Origin of the sequence: Nocardia sp. NPDC052001 (genome assembly GCF_040680615.1) — a bacterium.
In the GTDB taxonomy this organism is placed as follows: Bacteria; Actinomycetota; Actinomycetes; order Mycobacteriales; family Mycobacteriaceae; genus Nocardia.
The window spans coordinates 248,363-273,249 of record NZ_JBFAXC010000005.1; the positions used below are offsets into that span (position 1 = coordinate 248,363).

Consider the following 24,887-nt stretch of genomic DNA (forward strand, 5'->3'; position numbering starts at 1 on the left):
GAAACCCTGCACCGCAACGGTTTCCGGTGCACGACACCGATCAGTGCGCTATCGGATGGAACCGATCAGAGCGCGGCGACCGGTTCCGGATTCGGGATCTCGGCGAGCTCGAGCAGAATGCGGGACACCTGGTCCAGCCGGTCCGGGGTGGGCTCGGCGGCCAGCAGCGCGGCGCAGATGCCCCGCACGGTGCGGCCCTCGAGCACCGCGGTGACGCCGAAGCGCTCCACCGCCAGTAGGCCGCGCAGTTTCGCGGTGAGGGTGGTGGCGAGAATCGAATTACCGCCGATATCGAAGAAATCGGTTGTCACGCCGAACTTCTCGATGCCGAGCACCATGGCTGCGATGTATTCGACGGCCGCCTCGAGCGCGGTCTCGGGGGCGAGGTAGCTGTCGGCGGCGGCATCGTCACCGGCGGCGACCATGCGGCGGATGGCGGCGCGATCCAGTTTGCCGTTGCCGGTCAAAGGGATCGCGGGGACCAGTTCCAGGATTTCCGGAATCATGTGCGCGGGCAGCAGTTCCCGGAGTCCCGCCGTGACGGACTCGATGGATGGGGCGTGCCCCGGGGCGGCATGCTTACCGCCCGCGGTGACGGCGGCGATAGCGGCCAGGCGGCCCGAATCCGTCACCAGCGCAACGGCTTCCCTGATACCAGGCTGGGCGGCCAGCGCGGACTCGACCTCGCCGAGCTCGACGCGGAAACCGCGGATCTTCACCTGGTGGTCGGCGCGGCCCAGGAAATCCAGGGTGCCGTCCGGCAGGTAGCGGGCCATATCGCCGGTGCGGTACCAGCGGACGCCGTCCACGGTGACGAAGCGGTCGGCGGTGCGCTCCGGATCGCCGCGGTAGCCGTCGGCCACGCTGACGCCGCCGATCCACAGTTCACCCGGGACGTGGTCGGGGCAGTCCTCGCCGCGCGAATTGACCACGCGGCAGCGAACATTCGCCATCGGCGTGCCGTAGGGGACATTCGCCCAGTCGGCCGGGTAGAGGTCGGTGACCTCGCAGATGGTGGAGTGGATGGCCGTCTCGGTGGTGCCGCCCAGGCCCGCGAAACGCACGCCCGGTACCAGCTCCCGGAAGCGGTGGCCCTGCTGGGATTTCACCCGGTCACCGCCGGTGATGACCACGCGCACGGTGCGCAATTGCTCGGGTGCGGCGGTATCGAGCAGCATGGTGATCAGGCCGGGCGCGGCATTCACCACCGTCACACCGGTTTCCGCGATGAGCGCGGACCAGGCCACGGCATCGCGTTCGATGCTCGCCTCGACCGCGACGACCGCGCCGCCCAGGGAGAGCGGGGCGAAGATGTCGAATACCGACAGGTCGAACTCCAGGGCGGACAGGCCGACGGTGTGATCGTCCGCGCCCAGGTCGAAGTGCGTGATGATGGCGTCGATGGTGTTGGCCGCCGCGCGGTGGCTCACCTCTACACCCTTGGGCTCACCGGTCGAACCGGATGTGAACAGCACGTACGCGATCGAATCGGGATCCGCGACATGCGCGGCCTCCAGTCGCGGACCCGCGATGGCATCGGCCAGCAGCAGCGGGCTCACCTCGGCGGGCAAGTCGGCCGGGGTGTCCAGCAGGATCACCCGCGCGCCACCGCGCGCCAGGATCCGGTCCCGACGCGCCTGCGGCTGCGCGGTGCTGATCGGCAGGTACGTCGCACCCGCGGCGAGCACGCCGAGCACGGCGGGAATCTGCCTGTGCCCCTTGGGAATCATGACGGCGACGGTGTCACCGGGGCGCACCCCGGCCTCGGTCAGCGCGTGCGCGACGGCCAGTGCTTCACCGGCCAGCTCGCCGTAGGTGAGGGCACCGGTGCTCACCGCGTCGTGCACACCCGCACCTGCCGAATCCCGCACGGCGAGCTCATCGGGAGAGCCGACGGCCTGTGCGTCCCAGCGCAGGGCGGGGCGGTCGGGATCGCGCTCGGCGAGGGTGAAGAAGGCTTCGTGCAGGGTGCGCGGGCCGCCGAGTTCGAGGTCGGTGGCATTGACGTGATCGCGGATATCGCGCTGAGTCTGCGGCAGGGCGATGGACAGGTCCGCGGTCCAGTCCGCGTCGTCGGCCACCAAACCGTCCAGCAGGGCGCGGAATTCGGTGAACATGGCATCGGCCACGCCCTCGGGGAGGGCGTCGCGGCGCAGATCCCAGTTCACCAGCAGGCCGCCGTTGAGTTCCACGACCTGGGCGTCCAGATCGACCTGCGGGCCCTGGGAGATGATCCACACCGGCGCGCCGAAGACGCGCAGCACCCGGTCGGAGAAGAGTTCGCCCAGGTCCAGGCCGGAGGTGAAGACCACCGACGGGGTGACCGGCGCACCGTGCAGACGGCCCAGATCACGCAGGACGTCCAGGCCCTCGTACTCCGAATGCGCCGCGCAGGTGTGCAATTCGCGCTGTAGTCGCTTGGCGCGATCCACCATGGATTCGGCGCGCGTGGCGTCCACGTCCACCAGTACCGAATTGGTGAAGTCGCCGACCACGCGGTCGATATCGTCGCGCAGCGGTTCGCGGTTGAACAGCGGCACATTGAGCAGGAAGCGCTGCCGCGCCGACCAGCGGGCGATGGCCTCGGAGAAGACGGTGGCCAGTGCGACGGCGGGCGTCACGCCGTGGCCGTGCGCGTTCTTGTTCAGGCGCCGGCGCGCGGCCGGATCGAACCAGTGGTGCAGGCGCACACTGCGGCTCGGGTCCCGGCGCTCGGCCTCGGGCAGCACGGGCAGGGCCGGAATGCCGGGCAGCTCGCCCAGGCGGCTCGCCCACCAGTCGCGATCGGCCGAGTTATCCGGGGCGGCCTGCTCTTTCGCGGCCAGATAGGCGCGGAAGGTGTAGTCCAGCGATTCGGTGAGGTCGGCGTCCGTCTCGTACAGGGTGGCCAGATCCTCCAGGATGCGGCGGTAGCTCTGCGCGTCGGCGGCGAGCATATCCACATCCACGTGCAGGCGGTGACCGCCGCCGGACAGCAGCGACAGCGCGATATCGATGACCTGTCCGGCCTCGACGTCCATGCGCTGATGACTCTTGGCCTGGCGCAGGCGTTCCAGCTCATCTGCCTCGGAATCGGCGCTCAGGGTGAGGGCTTCGAAGACCGGGCGCAGCGGTTCGGGCAGGGTCTGCTGGGTGCCGCTGTCGGTGAAGCGGGCGCGCAGTTGTTCGTGCCGGTGCACCAGGCGGGTCACGGCGCGGCGCAGGCGTTCGGGATCGAGGCCGTCACCGTCGAATTCGACGTACAGGTGCGCGGCAACGCCGCCGAGGGCCTGACCCTGGCGGCGGCCCATCCAGTAGGCGTGCTGCATGGTGGCCAGGGGGAATTCACTGCCGGGGGCCGGGGCGTCGGCGGAGCCGTTCGCGGCCGGGGCCACGGAGCCGTTCGCGGTGCGGGCCGTCGCGGATTCGGCTGCGGCCGAGGCTGATTCGGCGGCGACCTGGCCCGCGCCGAGCAGGGCGGTCCACGCGGCGAGCGTCGGTTCCAGGGCGAGGGCGGAGCTGCGCACCTCATAGCCCTGCTTACGCCATTTGGCGGACAGGTGCATGAGCTTCATGGAGTGCATGCCCAGGCTGACGAGATCGTCGTCATCGCCGATCGATTCGGGGGCGACGTCCAGCGCAGCCGCCACGATTGCGCGAATCCCAGCCTTGTCGAGCATCGAACTCCTCATCCTGCGAATGTTCCGCCTCGGGCCTGACACCAAAGGTAGGCTTGCCTAACTTCTTAGGGATGGTAGCCCATGGCCGCAGGCGCGGTGAAGGGGTGTGGTTTGGCTAACCTAAATAGCTGATTACAGGGCTCTGACAAGCGAATACGCCGATGGGGCCCATCGGATAACTTCCGATGGGCCCCATTTACGAACCATTCAGTTATGCGTTTGCGCTCTCACTCCTGGACGAAACCCGACAGCACTTCGGCCCAGCGCTCGGCGCGCGCGTCGACCGCCAGGCCGTCGAGCACGGCGGTGTTCACATCGAATTGCGCGACCAGGGACGGGCGGCCGTCCCGGGGCACCACGGCGGTGGTGATGTCCACGCTGAAACGCAGCGGCAGATCCGGATGCGCGGCCACGCCGAATTCGCCGGTGAACTCCGCCAGCGGCGCGGGTGACCAAGGGCCGGTGCCGAATTGGAGTACGTCGAAACGGCCCAGGTGGTTGATGCGCAACTGGCCGCGGGCGGCGAAGGTGCGATCGGACAGGTCCGGGACGGGTGCGCCCGGGGTCCAGTCCGCGGCTGCGACCGGGACCAGGACGGTCTCCTCGACGGTGAACCAGCCGACGCGACGGGAATCGTCATCGTCCGGGCGGCCGTGGGATTCGCGGGTGACGGCGATGCGGCCGCCCGCGTCCGCGATATCCGGGAAGGTGCCGGCGCAGGCCAGGATCAGGGCGTCTTCCAGCGGAACGCCCGCCGTGGAGCACGCCGCCAGTAGCTGTTCGGTACGGTCCGCGCCCAGCTCCACCACTCGCTGGGTGACCTTGCCCGCGCGATCGCGCGCCGGATCGGTGAGCTGACCCGCCAGCGGCGTGCCGAGGATCTCGATACCGGAAGTCACCGTCGCGGAATCGGTTTCGCCGTAGGGGTCCTCGTTCAACGGCAGATCGCCCTGTTCGAGGCGGCGCAGGTCATCCACCAGGATCAGCCAGGAGACCACGTCCACGGCCAGATGATGGATGGACAGCAGCAGGCGGCGTTGCGGACCGGCCAGGATGGTGGCGGCCAGCATGCGACCCGCTTCCGGATCGAGGCGAGCCACCGTCTCGGTGAGATACGTTGCGGGCGTGCCGGTTCCATCGGCTTCGGTCAGCCACGCCGAGGCGGGGGCGAGCTCCTCGACCAGCAGGGCCGGACCCGTCGCGGCGGTGATGAGGCGGGAACGCAAGGTCGGGTGCGCGGTGGCCAGTGCGGACAGGCGTTCGGCGACGGCGGCCGTGGTCGCGTCGTCGGGCAGCGAAATCACCTGGGACTGAGCCAGATAGCGATAGTCGCCATTGGTGATGATCTCGTTCGCCAATGCCGTCAGCGGGAGCACGGTACCGGCGGGGGTGACCGCCGCGGCCGCGCGATCCTCCCCCGCTGCCGTGAGTTCGTCCAGGCGCGCCGCGAGCTCGCGGAGATCACCGGCCGCCATCACATCCCGGGCCGCGACGCGGAAACCCGCACCGCGCAAACGGGATACGAGATCGATGACGCCGATGCTGTCGATACCGAGATCGACCAGGCTGTCGGTGATGCCCGGACCGGTGCCCGCCGCGCCCAGCGCGGAGACCACGCCGAGCAATGTGCGCTCGGTATCGGTGCCGGGCTCGCTGCCGCCGGATCCGGCCACCTGTGCGGTGAGCAGGGCCGTCGCGGCGTGCACATCCAGTTTGTCGTTGCTGTTCAACGGAATCTCGGGGACCGCAACGATGCGCGTGGGCACCAGGAAGCGGGGCAGGCGCTGTGCCAGACCCGCGCGCAATTGCGGCACCGGCACCGCGCTCACCACGAGTGCGCCGAGCCGGGTGCGGCCGTTATCGGTGTACGCCAGCACCGCCGCGTTCTCGACGCCGTCGAGTTCGCGCAGTACCACCGCGGCCTCATCGGGCTCCACCCGATAGCCGTTGATCTTGACCTGTTTATCGGCGCGGCCCTCGTAGATGACGGTGCCGTCATCGGCGCGGCGCACCAGATCGCCGGTGCGATAACGCTTTCCGTTCGGGCCCGCCACGAACGCGGCGGCTGTGGTCGCCGGGCGATCCAGGTAGCCCAGCGCCAATTGCGGACCGGACAGATACAGCTCACCCAGTCCACCCGGCGGCACCGGACGCAGCCGGTGATCGAGCACCTCGGCGGTCATCCGGTCGAAGGTGCGGCCGATGGTCGGCGAAATATGTTCGTGCACATCGGCCATCAGCGCTTCGACGGTCGCCTCGGTCGGACCGTAGAAATTGATGACCCGGGTATCGGGCAAGCCCTGCAACCGCTTCCAGGTATCCGGGTTGATCGCCTCACCGCCGAGCGCGAGCACCGCCAGCGGGCAATGCTCCACACCGTCCCGCTCGGTGAACAACCCGAAAGCGATGAGTCGCGGCAACATCGACGGGGAGGTGTCGAAGATATCGATCCCGTGCCGCGCGATGGCCGCCGCGATCTGCTCGGCATCGGTGCGCGCCTGCTCCCCCAGCATCACCACGGTATGCCCGCTCAACAGCGCAACCGTCGGCTGCCACGCGGCATCGAACCCCGTCGACCAGCCGTGCCCGATGCGCAGTTGCCTGCCGAGCCGTTCGGCGGCGGGTGCGAAGATCCGCCGCTCATGATTGGCCCAGTGGCTCAGCAGCGCACCGTGCGGCACCACAACGCCTTTCGGGCGTCCGGTGGTGCCGGAGGTGAAGATGACATAGAACGGCACGGCGGTGTTCGTGACCGGCGCTGCGGCCCGCACGGCCACGGCGCGCTCCGACTCCGGCACACTGATCGGGTGCTGTCGCGGGATCGCGCTCATCTCTCCGGGAGCCGAGTCCCCTGCGGTGAGATCGGAGTTATCCACACCGGTCCCCAGGTCGTCCGCGGCACGACCGGGGTGGTTCATCACAGCACCCGAGCCACTCAGGGCTCCGCCCAGGAGTCGCAGGTCGCCCGTCCCGGAGGTGACGCCGTGTACGCAATCCACGCCCTGTGCGCGGACCTGCACCAGCACATCCACCAGCGCCTCATCGCCGAGCGCCAGCTTCGCGCCGGAGGTTTCCAGCAGATACGCCAGGCGGTCGGCAGGGGTGCCGGGATCGACGTGCACGCAGACACCGCCCGCGTGAGCAATGGCGAAGGGCGCGTGCAGGACTCGGCGATCGCGGGGCAGCACCACCGCCACCGCATCCCCCGGGCGCACACCACTCGCCTGTAGCGCGGCCGCGAGAGTGCGCACCGCAGCACCGAATTCGGCGAATGTGTGCTCACCGTCGGCATCGATTACCGCGACCGCCGCGGCGGAGCGGTCTGCGGCGGCCAGGAGTACATCGGAGACCAGCGCATCAGGTGACACGGCCTCGAACACATCCGCGACCGTCGCTGCGGTGAGGGCTGCGGGTTCGTCGTCGAGCAGGAGACTCACCGCGGCGGCCGAATCTGCTTCCACCAGGCGGGATACGACCGCGAGCATGCGCTGGGCGAGGCGGTCGGGGTGGAAGCGGGTGGTCAGGTCGGGGCGGATTTCGACGCGGGTGATGAGTTCGCCGTTCTCGACCACCGGGACCACCGCGATCGGGTAATGGCTGGGGGAATCGACGCGACGGGGCTTCAGACGTGCGCCGTGGCCCATGGGCATGTCGGCGGTTACCGCGCCCAGGGGGGTGTTCTCGAAGACCAGGAGGGTGTCGAAGAGTTGGCTGCCGCCGGTGTGGCGGGTGATTTCGGCGATGCCGAGGTATTCGTGGGCGCGGAGTTGCGCTACCTCACGTTGCAGGGCCACGCCGATGTCCGCGGGGGAACGGTCGTCGATGCGGACTCGGACCGGGATGGTGGTGACGAGTGCGCCTACCAGGCGTTCGGCGTTGGGGAGGGAGGCATCACGGCCGGAAGTGGTTTGGCCGAAGACCACGTCGTCGCGGCCGGTGAGGCCGGAAAGCACTCGGGCCCAAGCCATTTGCAGGACCGTGTTGAGGGTCAGACCCTTGCTGCGCGCCCAGGCGCTAACACGGTCGGTGTCTTCGCGGGTGAAGCGGGCCTCGCCCAGCACCGGGATATCGGCGGGGGCCGGGGCCGCGAGCATGGACATCGGGGCCAAGTCGGACAGCGCGCGCTGCCACACCTCGATGGAAGCGGCGGTATCGCGGCTCGCCAGCCAGGCGGCGTGCTCGCGCAGCGGCGGAGCGGGCGGCAGGCTCGCGCCCATGCCGCTGTGCAGTGCGATCAGGTCCGCGAACAGCAGCGGGATGGACCAGCCGTCGATGATGATGTGGTGTGCGGTGCACACGAATTCGTAGTCGTGCTCACCCACCCGCGCGGCGACCACGCGGAACAGCGGCCCGGCATCGAGATCGATGCGGCGGCGGCCCTCATCCCAATACAGCTGGTGTGCAGCGGCTTCCGGATCGGCGGCCGCGCGCAGATCCAGCTCGCGCCAGCCGATGCGCCCGGCATCGGTGGTGACCAGTACCGGATGCGGCAGACCGTCGGTCAGCACCGCGCCGCCCAGATGCGGGTAGCGATCCAGCAATTGATCGAAAGCCGCACGCAGCGTTGACAGTTCGGTCAGGCCCTCGACCCGCACCGCGAAGGTGACCAGGTACGGATCGACCGCGCCGGAGGCGACGCTGACCGAATACAGGCCGCGCTGTAGCGGGGACAGTGCGACGACATCGAGAATCCGCACGCTCACCGGGCAGCGAGCTTTCCGGCCAGCGCGCTCAGTGCGGCGGCGTCGAGACCGGAGGCGGCCATCGGTGCGACCTCGGCCACCGGCTCGGGCTGCGCGGAAACGCCTTCGGCGGTGAGGTTCTCGGCCATCTCGTACACGGCCGGGAACTCGAACACCTTCTGCACGTCGAGAATATGACCCTGCTCGGCCAGTACGGTGACGAAGCGCAGCGCGGCCACACTGTCACCGCCGAGCGCGAAGAAATTGTCCTCGCGACCGACCTCGTCCTCGTCATCCAGGTCGAGGATCTCGCGCAGCGCGTCGGCGATGGCCCGCTCGGCATCGTTCCGCGGCGGACCGCCCAAGCCGGAGATGGCCAGCGGGTCCAGATCGAGGGAATCGTCATCCGCCACGAACCAGGCGCTCGGCTGCACCTCCCCCGCCTCCATCGCGGTATCCGGTGCGGCCGACCAGGATTCGGCGGTGCGCGCCAGCAGGCGAGCGAACTCACCGGCCGAATGACGGCGGGACAGCTCCTCGGCCAAATCGACCGTCACGGTCCAACCGGACGCGGTCTCGATCGCGTCCACGATCAGATCCACACCGTGCGGACGAGCCATCGCGCGAGCGATCTCACGAGCGACACCGTGACCGGTGGCGACCTCGAGCACACCCGCGCGCACCCCGGCCAGCACCTGGAACAGTCCACCCTGCGCCGCCGCACCCGGGCCGCGCAGCTGATGGGTCAGCCGCTCGATTCGAGTCCCGGCATTGGCATACGCCTCAGCCAGCAAGCGCGACGCCGCGCCCACCAGCTCACGAGGTGCGCCACCGCGCGGCGAATCCACCGGCAGCACCAAGTAGTTGGCGAAGTTGCCGAGCACATTCGCGGTGTCTTCCGACCGTGCCGCCGACGCGATGCCGACGGGAATGTCGGTGCTCGCACCGAGCTCACGCAACGCGGCACCGATGAGCGCGGTCAATACGGCAAGGGAATCGACGTCCGAGGCCAGTGCCGCAACCGTGGCGGACGGAATCTCCACCACGGCACGCGCGCTACGCGGAATGGCCGGGCGTTTGCCGGTCAGCAGCAGCTGTTCCGGGAGGTTGGCCAGACGCTCGGTCCAGAAGGCGAGCGAATCATCCTTGGCTGTCAGGGTTTTCACCTGTTCTGCCGTGAAATCGCGGTACTGCGCCGTGGCCGGGATCGGGTCGGTCGCCAGGAGCTGGGTGGCCAGCAGGTCCAGGGTGCGGTCGTCCGCGGCGACCGGGTGCGCGGTCAGGGCGAGGACGGCGCGTTCGGGGAGGCGGTACAGCCGGATGCGGACGGGGAATTCGGTTGCCAGGTCGAAGGCGTGACCGGCGTCGGTCAGCAATGCGGGAGTCAGTGCGGCATCGCCGATTTCGATGATGTCGGCGGGACCGGACGGGGTGGACTCCACCCGCTGGTACGGGACCCGGCGGTCATCCGGGTAGACCGTGCGCAGGATCTCGTGCGCGGCAAGGACTTCGGCCGTGCGCGCCGCCACGCCGTCGGCGAGGGTGGCCGGAATCTCCAGTGCCAGGAACACATTCGCGGCGGTGATGCGGGCCAGCCGCTCCGGCAGCAGGGCGGCCTGCTGCGCCGGGGACAGCGGTACGCCGCGATCGGAACGGGCGGCGGGGGTTTCGAGCGTCATGGGGTGAAGTCCTTCCTGGCGACCGGCGGTCTAGCTACCGGCGATATTCGCGAACGCGGGCTCCAGTTTTTCGAGCACGTACGGCACCGACAGCGCGGTCGGCTGATTGATGGCATTGATGGCGACCACGTCGACGAAGGCGATACCGCCGCGCTTGACCGACGGCAACTCGTTGTAGCCGGGCAGATCCTTGAACTTTGCCTCCAGCGCGGGCATCGCGCCGCACACCAGCAGGTCCGAGGTCAGATCGCCGAGACGTTCCGGGGACAGCGCCAGGCGACCGCCGGACGGGGCCTCGCGAACGATGTTCTCCGGCATGGTCATACCCAGGCGGGTGAAGAGTTCGGCGGAACCGTCCTTCGGATCGGCCAGCACCATCAGCTGCGCCGGACCGGTCAGCATGCAGGTCAGGAAGGTCTTACCCTTCACACCCGGATGCTTCACCCCGACCGCGTCGATCTTGCCGTCCACATCGGCGATGACCTTGGCGGCCTCGGTCTCCTTGCGCAGCACCTTGCCCAGCATGGTCACCTGGTCCTGCCAGGAGTCGATCTGCGCGCTGGACAGCGAATCGATGGTCGGGGCGAGCTTGGACAGCTTGTCGTACATGGTGCGATCGGCCATGAAGGCCGGGGCCAGAATCAGATCCGGCTCCAGCGCGGCGATCTGCTCCACGTAGTCGCCGGTGGCCTCGATGCGCTTGGCCGAATCCGGGATCGCGGGCTCCCACGGCACCTTGGTGGTCGCGGTCAGCCCGGGCACCAGATAGCCGACCGGGGTCACCCCGAGGACGAGCGCGGCATCGAACCACTGCGGGCCGAGGGTGACCACGCGCTTGGGGGTGCCGTCGATCTTGGTCTCGCCCATCACGTGCTCGACCGTCACCGAGCCCGCGCCGGAATCGCCGTCATCGGATCCGCAGGCGGCCACACCGGCCACCAAACCCAGTGCCAGCAGACCTATTCCGGCGCGACGCCACAGTCCTCGGGTATTCACTCGTGTTGCTCCTTGTCTCGGGCGGTCGCCTCCAGCACCGCGGCCAAACCGTGTACCACCGGGGTGTCGAACACCGCGCGCACATCGATCTCGAATCCGAACTCGGCGCGAATCCGCGCCACCAGTTGATTGGCCAGCAGCGAGTGGCCGCCGAGTTCGAAGAATGAGTCGTCCGCGCCGATGCGATCGGTGCCGAACAGTTGACCGAACACCGCGGCCAGCCGAATCTCCGCCGCCGTCACCGGATCCCGGTACGGGCGGGTGGTCAGGCGGACCGGTTCGGGCAGGGCGCGGTGATCCAGTTTGCCGTGCTGGGTCAGCGGAATGGCGTCGATGAGCGCGTACGCGGTGGGCACCATGTACTCCGGCAGCGTCTTCGCCGCGTGCGCGCGCACCGAATCCGGTTCCAGCGCATTCGATTCCGGAACCACATAGGCGGCCAGCATGGGGCCGGTGACGGCATTGCCCACCACCGTGACCACGCAATCGCGGATCTCCGGATGCGTGGTGAGCGCGGCCTGCACCTCACCGGGTTCGATGCGGTAGCCGCGCACCTTCACCTGGTCATCGGCGCGACCGGCGAATTCGATCGCGCCCGCGAGATTACGGCGGGCCAGATCACCGGTGCGGTACAGGCGCGCGCCCGGGGTGAACGGATCGGCGATGAAACGCGCCGCCGTGGCCGGGGTGCGGTTCAGATAGCCACGCGCCAATTGCGGTCCACCCAAATAGATTTCACCGATCACGCCCGGGGGCACCAGGCGCAGGTGGTCATCGAGCAGGTAGAGATCGACATTGCGGTTCGGATGGCCGATCGGCACGATGCGATTGCCCTGCGGGCCCTCCACCGGCATATGCGTGGCACTGACCACGGCCTCGGTCGGGCCGTAGTGATTGCGCAGTTCGGCATCGAGGGATTTGGTGAAGCGGTCCGCGATCTCACCGGGCAGCGCCTCACCGCCCACGGGCACGAAACGCAGTGTGCGCCAGTCGCTCACCTGCGGCAGCGAAAGGAAGGTACGCAGTAGCGACGGCACCATATGCAGCACCGTTACGCCGTGGCGGGTCACGAGATCCGCGATATACGCCAGATCGGAGAATCCGTCCGGGCGCGGAATGATCAGCCGCGCACCGAGGGTCAGCGTGACGAACACGTCCAGCAGTGAGGCGTCGAAGCTCACCGACGACGATTGCAGCAGTCGATCATTCGCGGTCATCCCCCACTGCGCCCGGAAGCCGATCAGATGATCGGCGATTGCGGCGTGCGCGACCGGAACACCCTTGGGGCGGCCGGTGGAACCGGAGGTGTAGATGACATAGGCCAGATTGCCCGGCAGCAGCGGCCGCACGCGATCCGCATCGCTCGGATCATGGTCGGGCGCGGCGGCAGCCACCGATTCGGCGGCCTCCAACTCGACGCTGCCCAGCACCAGGCGCGGGCGGGCGTCGGTAATCAGAAAGTCGATGCGCTCATCCGGGTAGGCCGGATCGATCGGCAGATAGGCCGCGCCGGACTTGAGCACCGCCAGCACCGCGACCACGAACTCCACCGAGTTCGACAGGCGCAGCGCCACCAGGTCCTCGGTGCCCAGGCCCTGACCGATCAACCAGTGCGCCAGGCGGTTCGCGCGGCGATTCAGCTCGCCATAGGTGATTTCCACGTCGGGCATGGCGCGGCGATCGGTCCGATCGCCGCCCGCCCCACCGAACTCGGGAGCGGAACCACCGAGGGCACCTGCGGGCTCATCACCGGGAGCTACCAGCGCGATCGCCTCGGGGGCGGTCAGCACGCGCTCCTCGAACAGCGCCACCATGGTGGTCGGTTCCGCAGGAACCCGCTCCCCGCGCGAAAGCTCCAGCAGCCGAACCTGTTCGGCCGCACCGAGCAACGCGAGCTCACCGGTGCGACGCTCCGGCACGGCGGTGCCCTCGGCCAGCAGTCGCACATAGTGCGACAGCAGCTGTTCGATCAGGTCACCCGAGAACCGGTCCGCCGGATACTCGGCCTCCAGATACGCGCCCAATTCATCGCGAACCACGGTGAGCCGCAGCGGAACTCGCGGGGACGGGCTACCGATGTCCAAGCGCGCAGAAGTGACATCCGTCAGCGCGGGACCGGCGGCCACCCGGCGCACGCCGAATCCCAGCCGAACCAGCTGATCGAGTCCGTCCCGATCACCGCTGCGCTCGGGATTGACCGCCGCCACCACCTGATCGATCCCGATCGCGCGATGCTCATGCGCGCGCTCCCAGGAATCCCGCACGGCGGCAGCGAATTCCGCGAACGTGCGCCGATCATCGATCGCGGCGCGCAACAGCACGGTGTTACCGAAGTAGCCGATGGGCGCACTCGGCAACTCCGGCAGCGATTCCCCGGAACGCGTGGTGACCGGCACCGACACCAGGAAATCGGGCGCGGCGGTGTAGCGATGCACCAGCAGCTCGAACGCGGCGAGCAGCACCGGCTCCGCCGTCGTGCCCAGCTCCCGCGCGAATTCATCCACACCCGAGAGCAATTCGCCGGGCACCTCACGCACAACGCGCACAGCGGCGGCAGTCTGCTGCGCCACCGATGCGGTACGAGCAGGCAGATCCAAAGGCTCGGGCAGCGGAGTCAATTCCGCGCGCCAGAAGTCGATCCCGGCGGGGACGGCGCTCGCTCCCGCCGAAGCCGACGCAGTGCCCTCCCTCTGCACAGCAGATACCGCGCCCTCTTCCGAAACGGCCAGGGCGGAACCCTCCCCCGTCATCCCGGCATGTTTTTGGCCGGGATCCATCGCGGGAGACGGTTGCACTGAGGCGTGTGGATCCCGGTCAAATGCGCGCCGGGATGACGCGGCTTGGGACGGGGATTCAGCGGCCGGACCGGCGACAGCCAAGTCCGCGTACTGCAGTGCCGGGCCCGCGGGGAGGGCGCCGTTGTAGGCGGCGGATAGGTCGCGGGAGAAGACGGTCCAGGATTCGTCGTCCCAGCAGAGGGCGTGGGCCACCAGAACGAAGGCGAATTCGGCTGCGCCGGTGCGGATCAGGGCGAAGCGGATGGGGGCGGCCTCGGCCGGGGTGAAGGGTTCGGCGAGGACGCGGCGGATCAGGACTTCGGCGCGGCGGGTGCGGCTCAGTGGTGAGAGAGCGGAGAGGTCTTCGTCCTGCCAGGTCGGATCGGCCTCGGCCAGGGCGGCTTGGAAGGGCTCGCCGTCGGGGTCGACGCCGTAGACCGTGCGCAGGATGTCGTGTCGTGCCAGCACTTCACCGACGGCGGCGCGCAGCAGCGCGGGGTCCAGATCTCCGGTCAGGCGGTAGGTGATGCCGACATTGAGGTCGGTGTTCCCCGGTTCGCGCTGCTGTAGGAACCAGGCGCGCCGCTGGCCCGGGGACAGGGGGCGGCGGATATCCGCCGCGGTCCCGTCGGCGACGGTCGACATGACACCGGACCTCATTCGGGCGAATCGGTGAGATAGCCACCGCGCGCGAAGAATTCACTGCCGTCGCGCTCGACGCCGTCGGCGGTGCGCACCTTGGTGATCACCACGGCGTGATTGCCGCCGCGCTGCGGATTCGGGCCGCACACCACCGCGCCGCCGCCCTCCTGCACGATGACTCGGCCCTGGGTGCCGCCGTAGCGGGCCTCGGAGATATGCGCGGCCAGGATCTCCACGCGCTCACCGCGGTAGTGCGAGAACGCGCGCGGGTACGGCTCGGACAGCGCGCGCACGAAACGCTCCAGATCGACCGCGTCCCAGGAGAAGTCGATGCGGCTGTCGCGATCCGAACGCTTGTGGAAATAGGTGCGCTCGGCCTTGTTCTGCGGCTTCCATTCGGCGGTGCCGCTGGTCAGCGCGGCGAGTGCCTCGTGCACCGCGCCCGGGATCAATTCCATTCCGGCCAGCACCAGTTCGGTGCCGGTCGCGCCCTCGGGAATGGCCAGGCGGTGCTGGACCAGGATGTCGCCGGTGTCCAGCTGCTCGTCCATGCGGTGCACGGTGAGCCCGAATTCCTCACTGCCGCTGATCAGCGCCCACAGCACCGGCGAGAAGCCGGTGAACTTGGGCAGCAGCGAATCATGCAGGTTCAGCGTGCCGTACGGCGGCAGCTTGTACAGCTCCGGCGGCATCCAGGTGTACCAACTGTTCACCACGATCACATCGGGTTCGGCGCGCTTGACCAGATCGATGGTCTCTTCGTCGGCGCGCTCGGTGAGGTGCACCGGAATGCCGTGCTCGCGGGCCAGCTCCTCGACCGAATCGTTCCAGATCGCCTTGTAGGACGACTCGCTGGCGGGGTGGGTGACCGAGAGCACCACCTCGTGTTCCGAATCGATCAGGGCCGCAAGGGTTTTGCGGCCCCACGTCTGGAAGCCGAACGACACGATACGCATTGAACCGAACCTCATCTCCTCTAAAGTAAGGCTAGCCTAGCCTATGAACCGACCCGCGCGGGTGCGACCCTCGCGCCAACGGCCCGACCGGCAACCTCCTGGCCATCGACCGCCGGACGCAGTACGCGATCCGAAAGCTCGCCGAGGCAGCTGAGATTCGGGAAGCCCGGACCCTGCGTCAGCGCGGACATATTCGGCAGGTAGAGCTTGGCCTCGAGGTTCGCCACGGCCAGGTCATAGCCCATCGCCGCCTCGATGCGGGGCTGAGTAAGCGGACCGCCGACCGCCAGCTCCAGCAGATCCGTGGCATCACCGTCGAACAGGTCCAGGAACCACAGCGGCTGACCACCGGTCGCGTCCACCACCAGATCGAAGACATGCTGTTCATCCGGGCGCGGGGCATTGCGCAGCGTCAGCGTCACACCCTCACCGCTGTCCCGCACCCGCGTGACGCGACCTTGCAGGTGATGAACCCGGTTGTCGCCCAACAGGCTTTCCTGCACGCGCACCGAGAACACCCCGCGATCGGTGCGGCGAATCACATCGCGGCGCTGCTCCAGACTCAATCCGGCCCATTTGCCCGGATCGCTGTACAGCGCGTTCTCGAAATAGCTCTCACCGCGGGTGTAGAGCGTGGCCATCGGCGAGATCACCGAGACCGTCAGCATTTCGTGGCAGACCAGCTCGTCCAGCGCCGAACCCGCGGTCTCACCGCCGCCGATCACCGCCACCCGCGAGGACACCGGCAGTGCGCGCCGCCCGGCCAGCTCCCAGAAGTCCGAGATGCTCAGCACTTTCGGATGATCGGCCAGAGCGCGCGAACTGCGGCCGGGACCGGTGATCATCAGCTCATCGGCGTCCAACTGGGTGACCACGCCGTCGGCGTCGGTGACCGACACCAGCCAGCCGTCCGCCGCCGGGGCGATGGAATGCACGCGCCCCTGCACCAATTCGAGGTCGATGCGATGCCCGACCCACTGCAGGTACTTGGCCCACACGTGATGCTGCGGACTGGGCCGCCCGCGATCGATCCATTCGGCGTAACCGCCCTGATCCACCAGGAACGCGGTCCAGCTGAAATCGTGCATGGCCTCGTTGATCTCGCGATTGCGGCCACGCGCCCAGGTGGTGTGGTACGGGAAGCCCACATCCTTCTCGGGGCTGGTGCCGAGCCGGTGCCGGCCGTCGGTCCAGCCACCGCTGGGCAGCCAGTTCCCGCCCACCGCGTGCGGCTCCACCACCACGACACGGGGGGCGGGCAGGCCGAGTTCGCGCAGCACATGCGATTTCGTGGCCACCGCAAGGGCTTTGGGCCCCGCACCTACAACCAGCAGAGTCTTCACCGGGTTCACACTCACTTCCTCTCGCGAACGACTGGCGATCGCGTCACAGCAACCGGGTCCCCTCCCATGTTTGCATAGGCTTACCTTATATTGCTTGGGTACCGTCTGGGCACCGCCCGCGGCTCACCGAAGTGAACGATTGGATGAATACATGATCAGCACCACCCGAAAGAAGCTGGGAGCAGCGGTTTTCGCGGCCGCCGCCGTTATCGCCGGGTTCAACGTGGCGACTGTCGCACCGGCCCAGGCCGCCCCCATCGTCTCCCCGGTTCGCACCGCGCAGCCCGGCCTGGGCGACCTGAACTCCAAGTTGCGGCTGGCCCTGAACCCGGGCGCGGACCGCTCGGCGCGCGCCAACGAGCTCGAGGCGGGCGCGGCCGGTCTGCCGCTGCTCGATCAGGTCGGCAGCGTCATCAACACCGTCCCGAGCCTGCGCTGGACCGTGGCCGGTCCGGTCGGCCAGAACGGTGACACCCTCACCGCCAACCTCCAGGTCACCGTCGACGGCTACGGCACCTTCCCGAACATCGAACTGGCGTGGCGCGAGATCGACGGCACCTGGAAGCTCACCCGCGAGTCGGAGTGCTCCGTGGCGTACTACGCCGGACAGTCCTGCAACCTGTAATCGGTTACACGGCAGGTGAAAACCCCGGGCATTCGCTGGAATGCCCGGGGTTTTCCCATCTCCCGACCCGGCAGTCGTGAGATGCGTTAGACCGGAACCGCTTCCAGACGCCAGCCGGTCGCCCGGGTGCGCTCATTCCAGAAGGCGGCATAGCGGCCGTCCAGGGTCAGCAGTTCGGCATGCGTACCGCGCTCGACAATGCGGCCCGCCTCCATGAACAGAATCTGATCCGCGTGCGCGATGGTGGCCAGGCGATGCGCCACCACGATGACCGTGCGGTCCCGGGTGAGCTCGTGCACGCCGCGCACCACCACGGCCTCGCTCTGCGGATCCAGCGCGCTGGTGGCCTCGTCGAGCAGCACCACGGGAGCATCCTTCAACAGTGCGCGGGCGATCGAAACACGCTGACGCTCACCGCCGGACAGGGATGCGCCGCCCTCGCCGACCGGACTGTCCCAGCCCGCGGGCAGGCGTTCGGCGATCTCGTCCACGCGCGCCGCGCGCCCGGCCTCGCGCACCTGATCATCGGTGGCGTCCGGGCGTCCGGCCCGAATGTTCTCCAGCACCGAACGATTGAACAGATACACGTTCTGGAACACCAGGGAGATACGGCTCAGCAGCGCCGGCTGATCGCGAACATCATTGCCGCTCACCAGGACCCGGCCCGAATCCACATCGTGGAAACGCGCGGCCAGGCGCAGCACCGTCGACTTGCCCGCGCCGCTGGGGCCGACGATCGCGGTGGTGGTGCCGGGCTCGACGGTGAACGACACCTCCGAGAGCACCTGCGCACCGGTGCGGTAGCCGAAGCTCACATTGTCGAACACCACACTCGGCGCGCCCGGCTCCGGATCTGAATCCGCCTGCGGCAGTGCGGGTTCGGCCAGCAGCGTGGTCACCCGCTCGGCCGCCGACGCCGCCGAACGCAGGGCGGTACCCAGCTGCGCGGCCTGATTCAGCGGTTCGATGAAACGGGCGCTCACCGCGATCAACGCGATGGCGGCGGCCGCGGAGATACTGCCGCCGGTCACCTGACCCACGACCAGGTACACCAGCACCAGGAACACCGCCTGCACGCACAGCGCGAACACGATCAGACCCGGCACACTCGCGGACAACAGACCCGAAGCGGCCTTGCGCTGGCGCGCCAGCGCCGCGTTCAACGCCTTGTTGCCCGCGCCCACCGCGCCGAAGGAACGCAGCACCGGCTGCGCCTGCGCGAATTCCAGCACCCGCGCGTTCGCCTCCGACGACGCCTCGTGCAACTGCTCATCCGAGGCGGTGTACGAGCGATTCGCCCACAGATTCACCAGATACAGCACCGGCGCGGCCAGCAGCATGGCCAGCGAGATCCGCCAATCCACGAACAGCATGCCGATCGCCACACCCAGCGGCACAATCACACCGGTCAGCATTTTCGCCAGCAGATACGCGATCAGGCCCTGCACCTCGCGCACGTTCTCCACCACCAGGCGGGACAGCGCACCCGCGTGCTGGGTCTCGAACCAGCCCAGCGGCAACGAATTCAGGTGATCACCGAGCCTGGTCTGCAAACCCTGCTGCATGCCGACGCCGATTCGCAAGCCGAGCACCGCCTGGACGAAACCGAAGCCGATCACACCGGCGACCGCGATGGCCAGGCCGATGGTCCAGCGCCAGGCGCTCGCGGTATCGCCGTCGAACAGCGCTTCGAGCACCGGCACCAGCAGCACGTACGCGGCGGCCTGGGACAGCGCCTGCGCGGCGATGGCGGCCAGCAATCTCGGTGTCAGCGAGGCGAACTCGCGCGGCACCAATGCGAAGACATTGCGAATCATCGTGTTCCCTCCAGCACCACGTCCAGCGCCGCCTCGTTGATGTCCCACAGCCGCTGATAGAGGCCGTTCGCCGCGCGCAGGCTCTCGTGATCGCCCTGCTCGACCAGAACGCCGTTCTCCAGCACCAGGATTCGATTCACACCCGTGATGGTGTGCAGACGGTGCGCGATCACCAGCACGGTACGGCCTGCCACCAGGGCGGCCAGCGCGTCCTGCACCGCCGCCTCCGATTCCGGATCGGCGAAGGCGGTGGCCTCGTCCAGCACCAACACCGGGGTGTCCGCCAGCAGTGCGCGAGCGATCGAAAGACGTTGCGCCTCACCACCGGAAAGCGTGGCGTCGACGCCGATCTCGGAGTCGTAGCCGCGGGGCAGCGTGCTGATCCGATCGTGGATCTGCGCTGCGCGGGCCGCGCGCTCCAGCGCCGCGTCATCGGCGTCCGGGCGGGCCAGCAGCAGATTGTCGCGGACGCTGCCGCGGATAAGGCGCACATCCTGGAAGACGAAACCGACGGTGCGATACAGCTCTTCGGTGGTGAACTCGCGAATATCGCGGCCGCCGATGCTGATTCGGCCTTCTTGCACGTCGTAGAAGCGCGGTAGCAGTTTGGCCAGCGTGGACTTGCCCGAACCGCTCGGGCCGACCAGCGCGGTCAGCGTGCCCGGTGCGAGCTCCAGATCGATACCGCGCAGCACCTGATGGTCATCGCGGTAGCCGAAACTCACGCCCTCGAAACGCACCAGCCCGGCGGGGGCCTCGATCTGCTCGCCGGAAGCATCCGCGCCGGAAGCCAATTCGGGGGTCTGCATAAGTTCGTGCAGGCGCAGCGCCGCGTCACCCGCGGTGCGCAATGCCTGCGCGCCATAGCCCAGACCCATGAGCGAACTGCCCAGGCCGAGCCCGATCATCAAGAACGGCAGCACATCCAGCGGCTGCACCCAGCCCGCGCCCACCCCGGTCAGGCCCGCGAGCACCACCAGCAGCATGACGAACACCGGTGAGACCACCGCGTCCGAGAGCGACTGCACCGAGACGATCGGCATCTTCAATTTGCGCAGGCTGTCGGTCTGATGATCGACCGCGTCCTGGAATACGCTGTGCGCCTTACCCGTCCGGCCGAACGCCCGCACCACCTGGATACCGTCCACGAATTCGACGGTCGCCTCCCGGGTGCGCTGTTCGGCGGCGTTGTAGACCAGCATGCGCTCGCGGCCGGGCTCATCGAGCATCTTCTTCATGCACAGCGCGTAGAGCACCAGCGGCAGCAGCAGCACCAGGGTGAGCCGGATGTCCACGGTGGCAAGGTAGATCAGCGTCACCAGCGGAATGGTCACCGAGCCGATGAAGTCCAGGCGGGCGTGCGCGACCAGATAGTGCAGCGCCTCCACATCGTCCTGGAGATACTTCTTCACCTCCGCCGAGGTGCGATCGCCGAACCAGCCCAGCGGAACCCGGGTGAGCTTGTCCGCCAGCAGACGGCGCAGGCTCAACTGATATCCGGCGTCCACCAGATGCGACCAGGTCAGCGCCACCGCCTGCAATACCGCCCGCGCCACCAGCACCAGCACCGCGATCAGCAGCAGCCGCCACACCCGATCGGTGTCGACCTGCGTGCGCAGCAGTTCGCGGCAGGCCTCGACGATCAGCAGGAACGGGACCACCGCGCAGACCGAGGCCACCGCCACGATCAGGCTCGCCAGCGAGAGCGTGCCCGCGACCGGGGCCAGAATCTCCTTGCGTGCCCGCGCTTCCCGCTGTTTGCGTGCCTTGGCTTCGGTTTTCTCCAGTGCCCGCGCCGCCTTGTCCGGCGCGACCTCCACCGTCATCAGTTGCCCCTCACCCTTTGTTCGGTTGGCCCGATCCTCACACAAGAACCATCAGAAAGATAGGGTAGGCTAACTTTGGTGAGCGAATTACAGGTGCCATCCGGAATCGACCGGCGCACCCGCGCGTTGTCGCGAACATGACAACCTCGGTCGTAGACACCAGCACCGATCACGGCACCCACGTCGCCGAACGCCTGCGGCGCGACACCGTCATCTGGTTGACCACCGTCGGGCCCAGCGGTACACCGCAGCCAAATCCCGTCTGGTTCCAGTGGGACGGCAGCGAAATCCTGCTCTTCAGCGAGCCGGGACAGGCCAAGGTCCGCAATATCGAGCGCAATCCGCGTGTGGCACTACACCTGAACAGCACTTCCGACGGCGGTGACGTCGTCATTCTCACCGGCTCCGCACGCGTCGACGACCGGCGGCCAAGTCCGGACGAAATCGCTTCGTACACAGAGAAATACGCGACAGGACTGGTCGATATCGGCATGACCGCCGAGGCCTTCTACGACAAGTACAACGCCGTCGTGCGCGTCACCCCGGACCGGCTGCGCGGCTTCTGATCCGGACGTGATGCCGTCCACACCCGCTGACCTGCGCCAGCGGGCCGTGTCGGCGCGCCCGATAGGGTTCACCCGGTGAGACGCAGGCAGCAGCCGCCGCTACCCAAGCGGCACGGGTTGGACCCGGCGCGGCTGCGGCTGCCCGAGGACGGTGACTGGGCGACCATTCGCGATCATCTCGTGGAACGGCTACCCCGCGTCGATCCGGCGCGCATCGACGCACTGCTGCGCGAAGGCGGGATCGTCGATCTGGACGGGCCCATCGCGCCCGACGCCGCGTATGTGCCCGGTGGGGCGGTGTGGTTCCACCGCGATCTGCCCGATGAGACCGAGGTGCCGTTCGAGATCGGCATCGTGCATCGCGACGAGAACATCCTCGTTATCGACAAACCGCACTTTCTGTCGACCATTCCGCGCGGACAGCACATCCTGCAGACCGCGCTGGTGCGACTGCGGCGCGAACTCGAACTACCCGATCTGGTGCCCGCGCATCGACTCGACCGGGTCACCGCGGGACTCATCCTCTTCATCGTGAATCCGGCCGTGCGCGGGGCGTATCAGACCATGTTCCACAAACGGACCGTGCACAAGGAATACGAGGCCATCGCGCGCTTCGATCCCGAGCTCGAACTACCGCGCACGGTGATCAGCCGGATCATCAAGGAACGGCAGGTGCTGCGGGCATTCGAGGAGCCGGGCGAACCCAATGCCGAAACCCATATCGAACTGCTCGAACAGCGCGACGGGCTGGGGCGATACCGGCTGCGACCCAAGACCGGGCGCACGCATCAACTACGGCTGCACATGAACTCGCTCGGCATTCCGATCCTGGGTGACGACTTCTATCCCGACCTCACCGACAAACCGGTCGAAGACTTCACCCGGCCACTGCAATTGCTCGCCGCTGCGCTCGAATTCACGGACCCGATTTCCCGGCAGCCGCGCCGCTTCGAAACCGGCCGCACGCTGCAGGCTTGGCATGACCCCGAAGGCTGGGCCGCGGGCCCCACGCCCGGCGGTGATCAGCTTTAACAACTTTTCGAGTGCATTCTAAGAATCCCTACGTACACTGGCCGGGATGTCTCAGAACGATAACGGTGCGATCGCCGTGCTCTCCCCGGCACCCGCGCCCCTCCGCCACCGCCTGCACGCCTACATAGACGTGGCAGTCGTCGTAGCCGTTCTGATCTGCACGAATCTGATAGCCCACTTCACCAACGCCCTGGCCAGCATTATCACGGTCCCGATTGCCGCGATCGTGTTGCTGGCCATGGTCCGCCGCCGCGGCCTGGGCTGGGCCGAACTGGGCCTGTCCCCGCGCCAATGGCGCAGCGGCACACTGTGGGCGGTCGCCGCCGTAGGCGTGGTCCTGCTCGCCGTGGCCATCGGAGCCCTACTCCCCATCACCCGCCCGTTCTTCCTGGCGGACCGCTACGCCACCATCTCCGGCGCACTGATCGCATCGATGATCGTGATCCCCCTGCAAACGGCCATCCCCGAAGAGCTGGCCTTCCGCGGCGTCCTGCACGGCACCCTCGACCGCGCCTACGGCGCACGCGGCGTATTCGCGGCCGGCTCAATGCTTTTCGGCCTCTGGCACGTGGCCTCATCCCTCGGCCTCACCAACGGCAACAAGGGCCTGTCCAGCTTCCTCGGCACCGGCATCCCCGGCCAGATAATGGGCATCGCCCTGGCCGTCCTGGCCACCGCCGCCGCCGGAGCCGTCTTCACCTGGCTCCGCCGCCGCAGCGGCAGCCTCCTGGCCCCCATCGCCCTGCACTGGTCCGTCAACGGCGCAGGCGCCTTGGCCGCCGCCCTCGTCTGGCATACGACACTCCGCTGACTCGCGGGACAAACCCGACAACATCAGCAGCTTTCTTTCGACACGTATCGAACGTATGTTTGAATTCTCTCGCTGGTTTTCTGATGACACAGACGACTGCGGGGGTACGAATGGCTCGATTCACAGTCCCGGACGGCTGCAGGATGCGGGCCTATCGATTCGCCTTGGACCCGACGTCGAGACAAATACGAGCGCTTGAATCACACTGCGGGGCGGCACGCTTCGCCTTCAATCACATGCTCGAGTTCGTGATCGCCGTCCGGGATCAACGTGCGGCCGAACGCTCCTATGACATCCCCGAGGACGAGCTGACGCCCGCGCAGGGCTGGTCGCTGCCCGCCCTGCGCAAAGTATGGAACCAGCGCAAGGAAATACATGCGCCCTGGTGGCGCGAGAACAGCAAAGAGGCTTACAACAGTGGGATCGACGCGCTGTCCCGAGCCCTGGAGTCCTGGTGGAAGTCGAAGTGTGGCAGCCGAGCCGGGGCCGCGATCGGATTCCCCAACTACAAATCCAAGCACCGCTCACCACAATCGGTGCGGTTCACCACCGGCACCATTCGAGTGGAAGGCGATCGTCACCACATCACCCTCCCCGTGCTCGGCCGGATTCACACATACGAGTCAACCCGAAAGCTTGTCCACCATCTCGACAGTGGAACAGCGCGAGTCCTGTCAGCCACCGTCCAGTTCGAAGGTGGCCGCTGGCTCTGCTCGCTGCACACCATCGTCGAAGTTCAAGAGCAGCCCACGACAACCCGGCGCAATGGGCATCCGGTCGTTGGCGTAGATCTGGGGATCAAGAATCTTCTGGTAGCGGCCACACCCGATGGAACCGAGGTGTTACGTGTCGCAGCACCGAAACCATTGAACGCAGCGCTGCGCAGGCTGCGCATCCTGCAACGACGAGCCGCTCGCCGATGTGGGCGATGGGATCCGGTCAACAAGTCGTCATGCCGACCATCACGAAGATGGACTCGGAACCACAGACAACTGACGAAGGCCCATGCGCGAGTGCGGAATATCCGTCGGCACGAGCTGCATCGAGCGACTTCCACATTGACCTCCGAGCACGATGTGATCGTGATCGAAGATTTGAATGTCGCCGGGATGTTCAGAAATCGAAAAGCCTGCTTGAAAGGTTTCAATCGCAGTGTCGGCGATGCCGCGCTCGGGGCGTTGCGAACACAGTTGAGCTACAAGGCGGAGCGACATCACATCACGCTGCGGATCGCCGACCGGTGGTTCCCATCCACTCAAATTTGCTCCGGATGCGGCGCGAGAACCAAGCTGCCGCTCAAAGAACGTGAATATCGCTGCGGGATATGCGGTCTGGTGATCGATCGAGACCTGAACGCGGCTGTCAACCTCGCGCGCCTCGGCGAGAGGCAGGGGCGATGAAGCGCCTACCCCGCACAACCATTTCAGTGTGGTAGCTAAGACGGGGACTGCCACGGCGTAAGCAGTGGCTGCGTGA

The 24,887-nt window shown here is 67.7% G+C and carries 14 protein-coding genes; 5 read left to right on the forward strand and 9 right to left on the reverse strand.

The window, feature by feature from the left end:
* Positions 1–65: 65 nt before the first annotated feature.
* The 7 genes from AB0L82_RS25240 to AB0L82_RS25270 all read right to left on the reverse strand — a co-directional run bounded on the left by AB0L82_RS25240 (position 66) and on the right by AB0L82_RS25270 (position 16,734).
* Positions 66–3,659, reverse strand: coding sequence for an amino acid adenylation domain-containing protein (locus tag AB0L82_RS25240; protein WP_364641062.1), 3,594 nt, complete (start codon positions 3,657–3,659; stop codon positions 66–68).
* Positions 3,660–3,886: 227 nt separating this feature from the next.
* Positions 3,887–8,362, reverse strand: a complete 4,476-nt coding sequence (locus AB0L82_RS25245) for an AMP-binding protein (RefSeq protein ID WP_364641065.1) — start codon at positions 8,360–8,362, stop codon at positions 3,887–3,889.
* Complete coding sequence (locus AB0L82_RS25250) at positions 8,359–10,020, reverse strand: condensation domain-containing protein (protein WP_364641068.1); 1,662 nt, start codon at positions 10,018–10,020, stop codon at positions 8,359–8,361. Before AB0L82_RS25250 ends, AB0L82_RS25245 begins: the two co-directional genes overlap by 4 nt.
* Before the next feature lie 30 nt (positions 10,021–10,050).
* Complete coding sequence (locus AB0L82_RS25255) at positions 10,051–11,016, reverse strand: ABC transporter substrate-binding protein (protein WP_364641071.1); 966 nt, start codon at positions 11,014–11,016, stop codon at positions 10,051–10,053.
* A complete protein-coding gene (locus AB0L82_RS25260) occupies positions 11,013–14,438 on the reverse strand; it encodes an amino acid adenylation domain-containing protein (RefSeq protein ID WP_364641074.1) in 3,426 nt (1,141 codons plus the stop codon). Before AB0L82_RS25260 ends, AB0L82_RS25255 begins: the two co-directional genes overlap by 4 nt.
* 11 nt (positions 14,439–14,449) lie before the next feature.
* On the reverse strand, positions 14,450–15,391 hold the full coding sequence (locus tag AB0L82_RS25265; RefSeq protein ID WP_364641077.1) for a methionyl-tRNA formyltransferase: 942 nt from the start codon (positions 15,389–15,391) through the stop codon (positions 14,450–14,452).
* A gap of 41 nt (positions 15,392–15,432) precedes the next feature.
* Positions 15,433–16,734 carry a SidA/IucD/PvdA family monooxygenase gene (locus AB0L82_RS25270; protein ID WP_364641080.1) on the reverse strand — a complete coding sequence of 434 codons (1,302 nt, stop codon included), beginning with the start codon at positions 16,732–16,734 and terminating at the stop codon, positions 15,433–15,435.
* Positions 16,735–16,885: 151 nt separating this feature from the next.
* On the opposite strand from AB0L82_RS25270, the gene AB0L82_RS25275 reads away from it, so the two are divergent.
* Positions 16,886–17,359, forward strand: coding sequence for a hypothetical protein (locus AB0L82_RS25275; RefSeq protein WP_364641082.1), 474 nt, complete (start codon positions 16,886–16,888; stop codon positions 17,357–17,359).
* A gap of 86 nt (positions 17,360–17,445) precedes the next feature.
* On the opposite strand, the gene AB0L82_RS25280 is transcribed toward AB0L82_RS25275, so the two are convergent.
* Positions 17,446–19,176: an ABC transporter ATP-binding protein gene (locus tag AB0L82_RS25280; RefSeq protein WP_364641085.1), complete on the reverse strand. Its 1,731-nt coding sequence runs from the start codon at positions 19,174–19,176 to the stop codon at positions 17,446–17,448.
* Positions 19,173–21,002: an ABC transporter ATP-binding protein gene (locus AB0L82_RS25285; protein ID WP_364641088.1), complete on the reverse strand. Its 1,830-nt coding sequence runs from the start codon at positions 21,000–21,002 to the stop codon at positions 19,173–19,175. Before AB0L82_RS25285 ends, AB0L82_RS25280 begins: the two co-directional genes overlap by 4 nt.
* Positions 21,003–21,139: 137 nt before the next feature.
* Here AB0L82_RS25285 and AB0L82_RS25290 point away from each other — a divergent pair, with 137 nt between their 5' ends.
* The 4 genes from AB0L82_RS25290 (at position 21,140) to tnpB (ending at position 24,811) form a co-directional block, all read left to right on the forward strand.
* A complete protein-coding gene (locus tag AB0L82_RS25290) occupies positions 21,140–21,568 on the forward strand; it encodes a TIGR03667 family PPOX class F420-dependent oxidoreductase (RefSeq protein WP_364641091.1) in 429 nt (142 codons plus the stop codon).
* A gap of 75 nt (positions 21,569–21,643) precedes the next feature.
* A complete protein-coding gene (locus AB0L82_RS25295; RefSeq protein WP_364641094.1) occupies positions 21,644–22,600 on the forward strand; it encodes an RluA family pseudouridine synthase in 957 nt (318 codons plus the stop codon).
* Between the two features lie 46 nt (positions 22,601–22,646).
* The gene (locus AB0L82_RS25300) at positions 22,647–23,411 is read left to right on the forward strand and encodes a CPBP family intramembrane glutamic endopeptidase (protein WP_364641097.1); all 765 of its coding nucleotides are present in this window, start codon (positions 22,647–22,649) and stop codon (positions 23,409–23,411) included.
* A 143-nt stretch (positions 23,412–23,554) separates the two neighbouring features.
* Entirely contained in the window at positions 23,555–24,811 is a 1,257-nt protein-coding gene (gene tnpB / locus AB0L82_RS25305) for an IS607 family element RNA-guided endonuclease TnpB (protein ID WP_364641100.1), read from the forward strand.
* The last annotated feature ends 76 nt before the right edge of the window (positions 24,812–24,887 follow it).

Bases quoted from the DNA above. Each gene is read 5' to 3' on its own strand.
- AB0L82_RS25250 (WP_364641068.1), bottom strand. From the start codon at position 10,020: ATGACGCTCGAAACCCCCGCCGCCCGTTCCGATCGCGGCGTACCGCTG.
- AB0L82_RS25260 (WP_364641074.1), bottom strand. From the start codon at position 14,438: ATGTCGACCGTCGCCGACGGGACCGCGGCGGATATCCGCCGCCCCCTG.
- AB0L82_RS25265 (WP_364641077.1), bottom strand. From the start codon at position 15,391: ATGCGTATCGTGTCGTTCGGCTTCCAGACGTGGGGCCGCAAAACCCTT.
- AB0L82_RS25240 (WP_364641062.1), bottom strand. From the start codon at position 3,659: ATGCTCGACAAGGCTGGGATTCGCGCAATCGTGGCGGCTGCGCTGGAC.
- AB0L82_RS25290 (WP_364641091.1), top strand. From the start codon at position 21,140: ATGACAACCTCGGTCGTAGACACCAGCACCGATCACGGCACCCACGTC.
- AB0L82_RS25300 (WP_364641097.1), top strand. From the start codon at position 22,647: ATGTCTCAGAACGATAACGGTGCGATCGCCGTGCTCTCCCCGGCACCC.
- tnpB (WP_364641100.1), top strand. From the start codon at position 23,555: ATGCGGGCCTATCGATTCGCCTTGGACCCGACGTCGAGACAAATACGA.
- AB0L82_RS25275 (WP_364641082.1), top strand. From the start codon at position 16,886: ATGATCAGCACCACCCGAAAGAAGCTGGGAGCAGCGGTTTTCGCGGCC.
- AB0L82_RS25285 (WP_364641088.1), bottom strand. From the start codon at position 21,002: ATGACGGTGGAGGTCGCGCCGGACAAGGCGGCGCGGGCACTGGAGAAA.
- AB0L82_RS25280 (WP_364641085.1), bottom strand. From the start codon at position 19,176: ATGATTCGCAATGTCTTCGCATTGGTGCCGCGCGAGTTCGCCTCGCTG.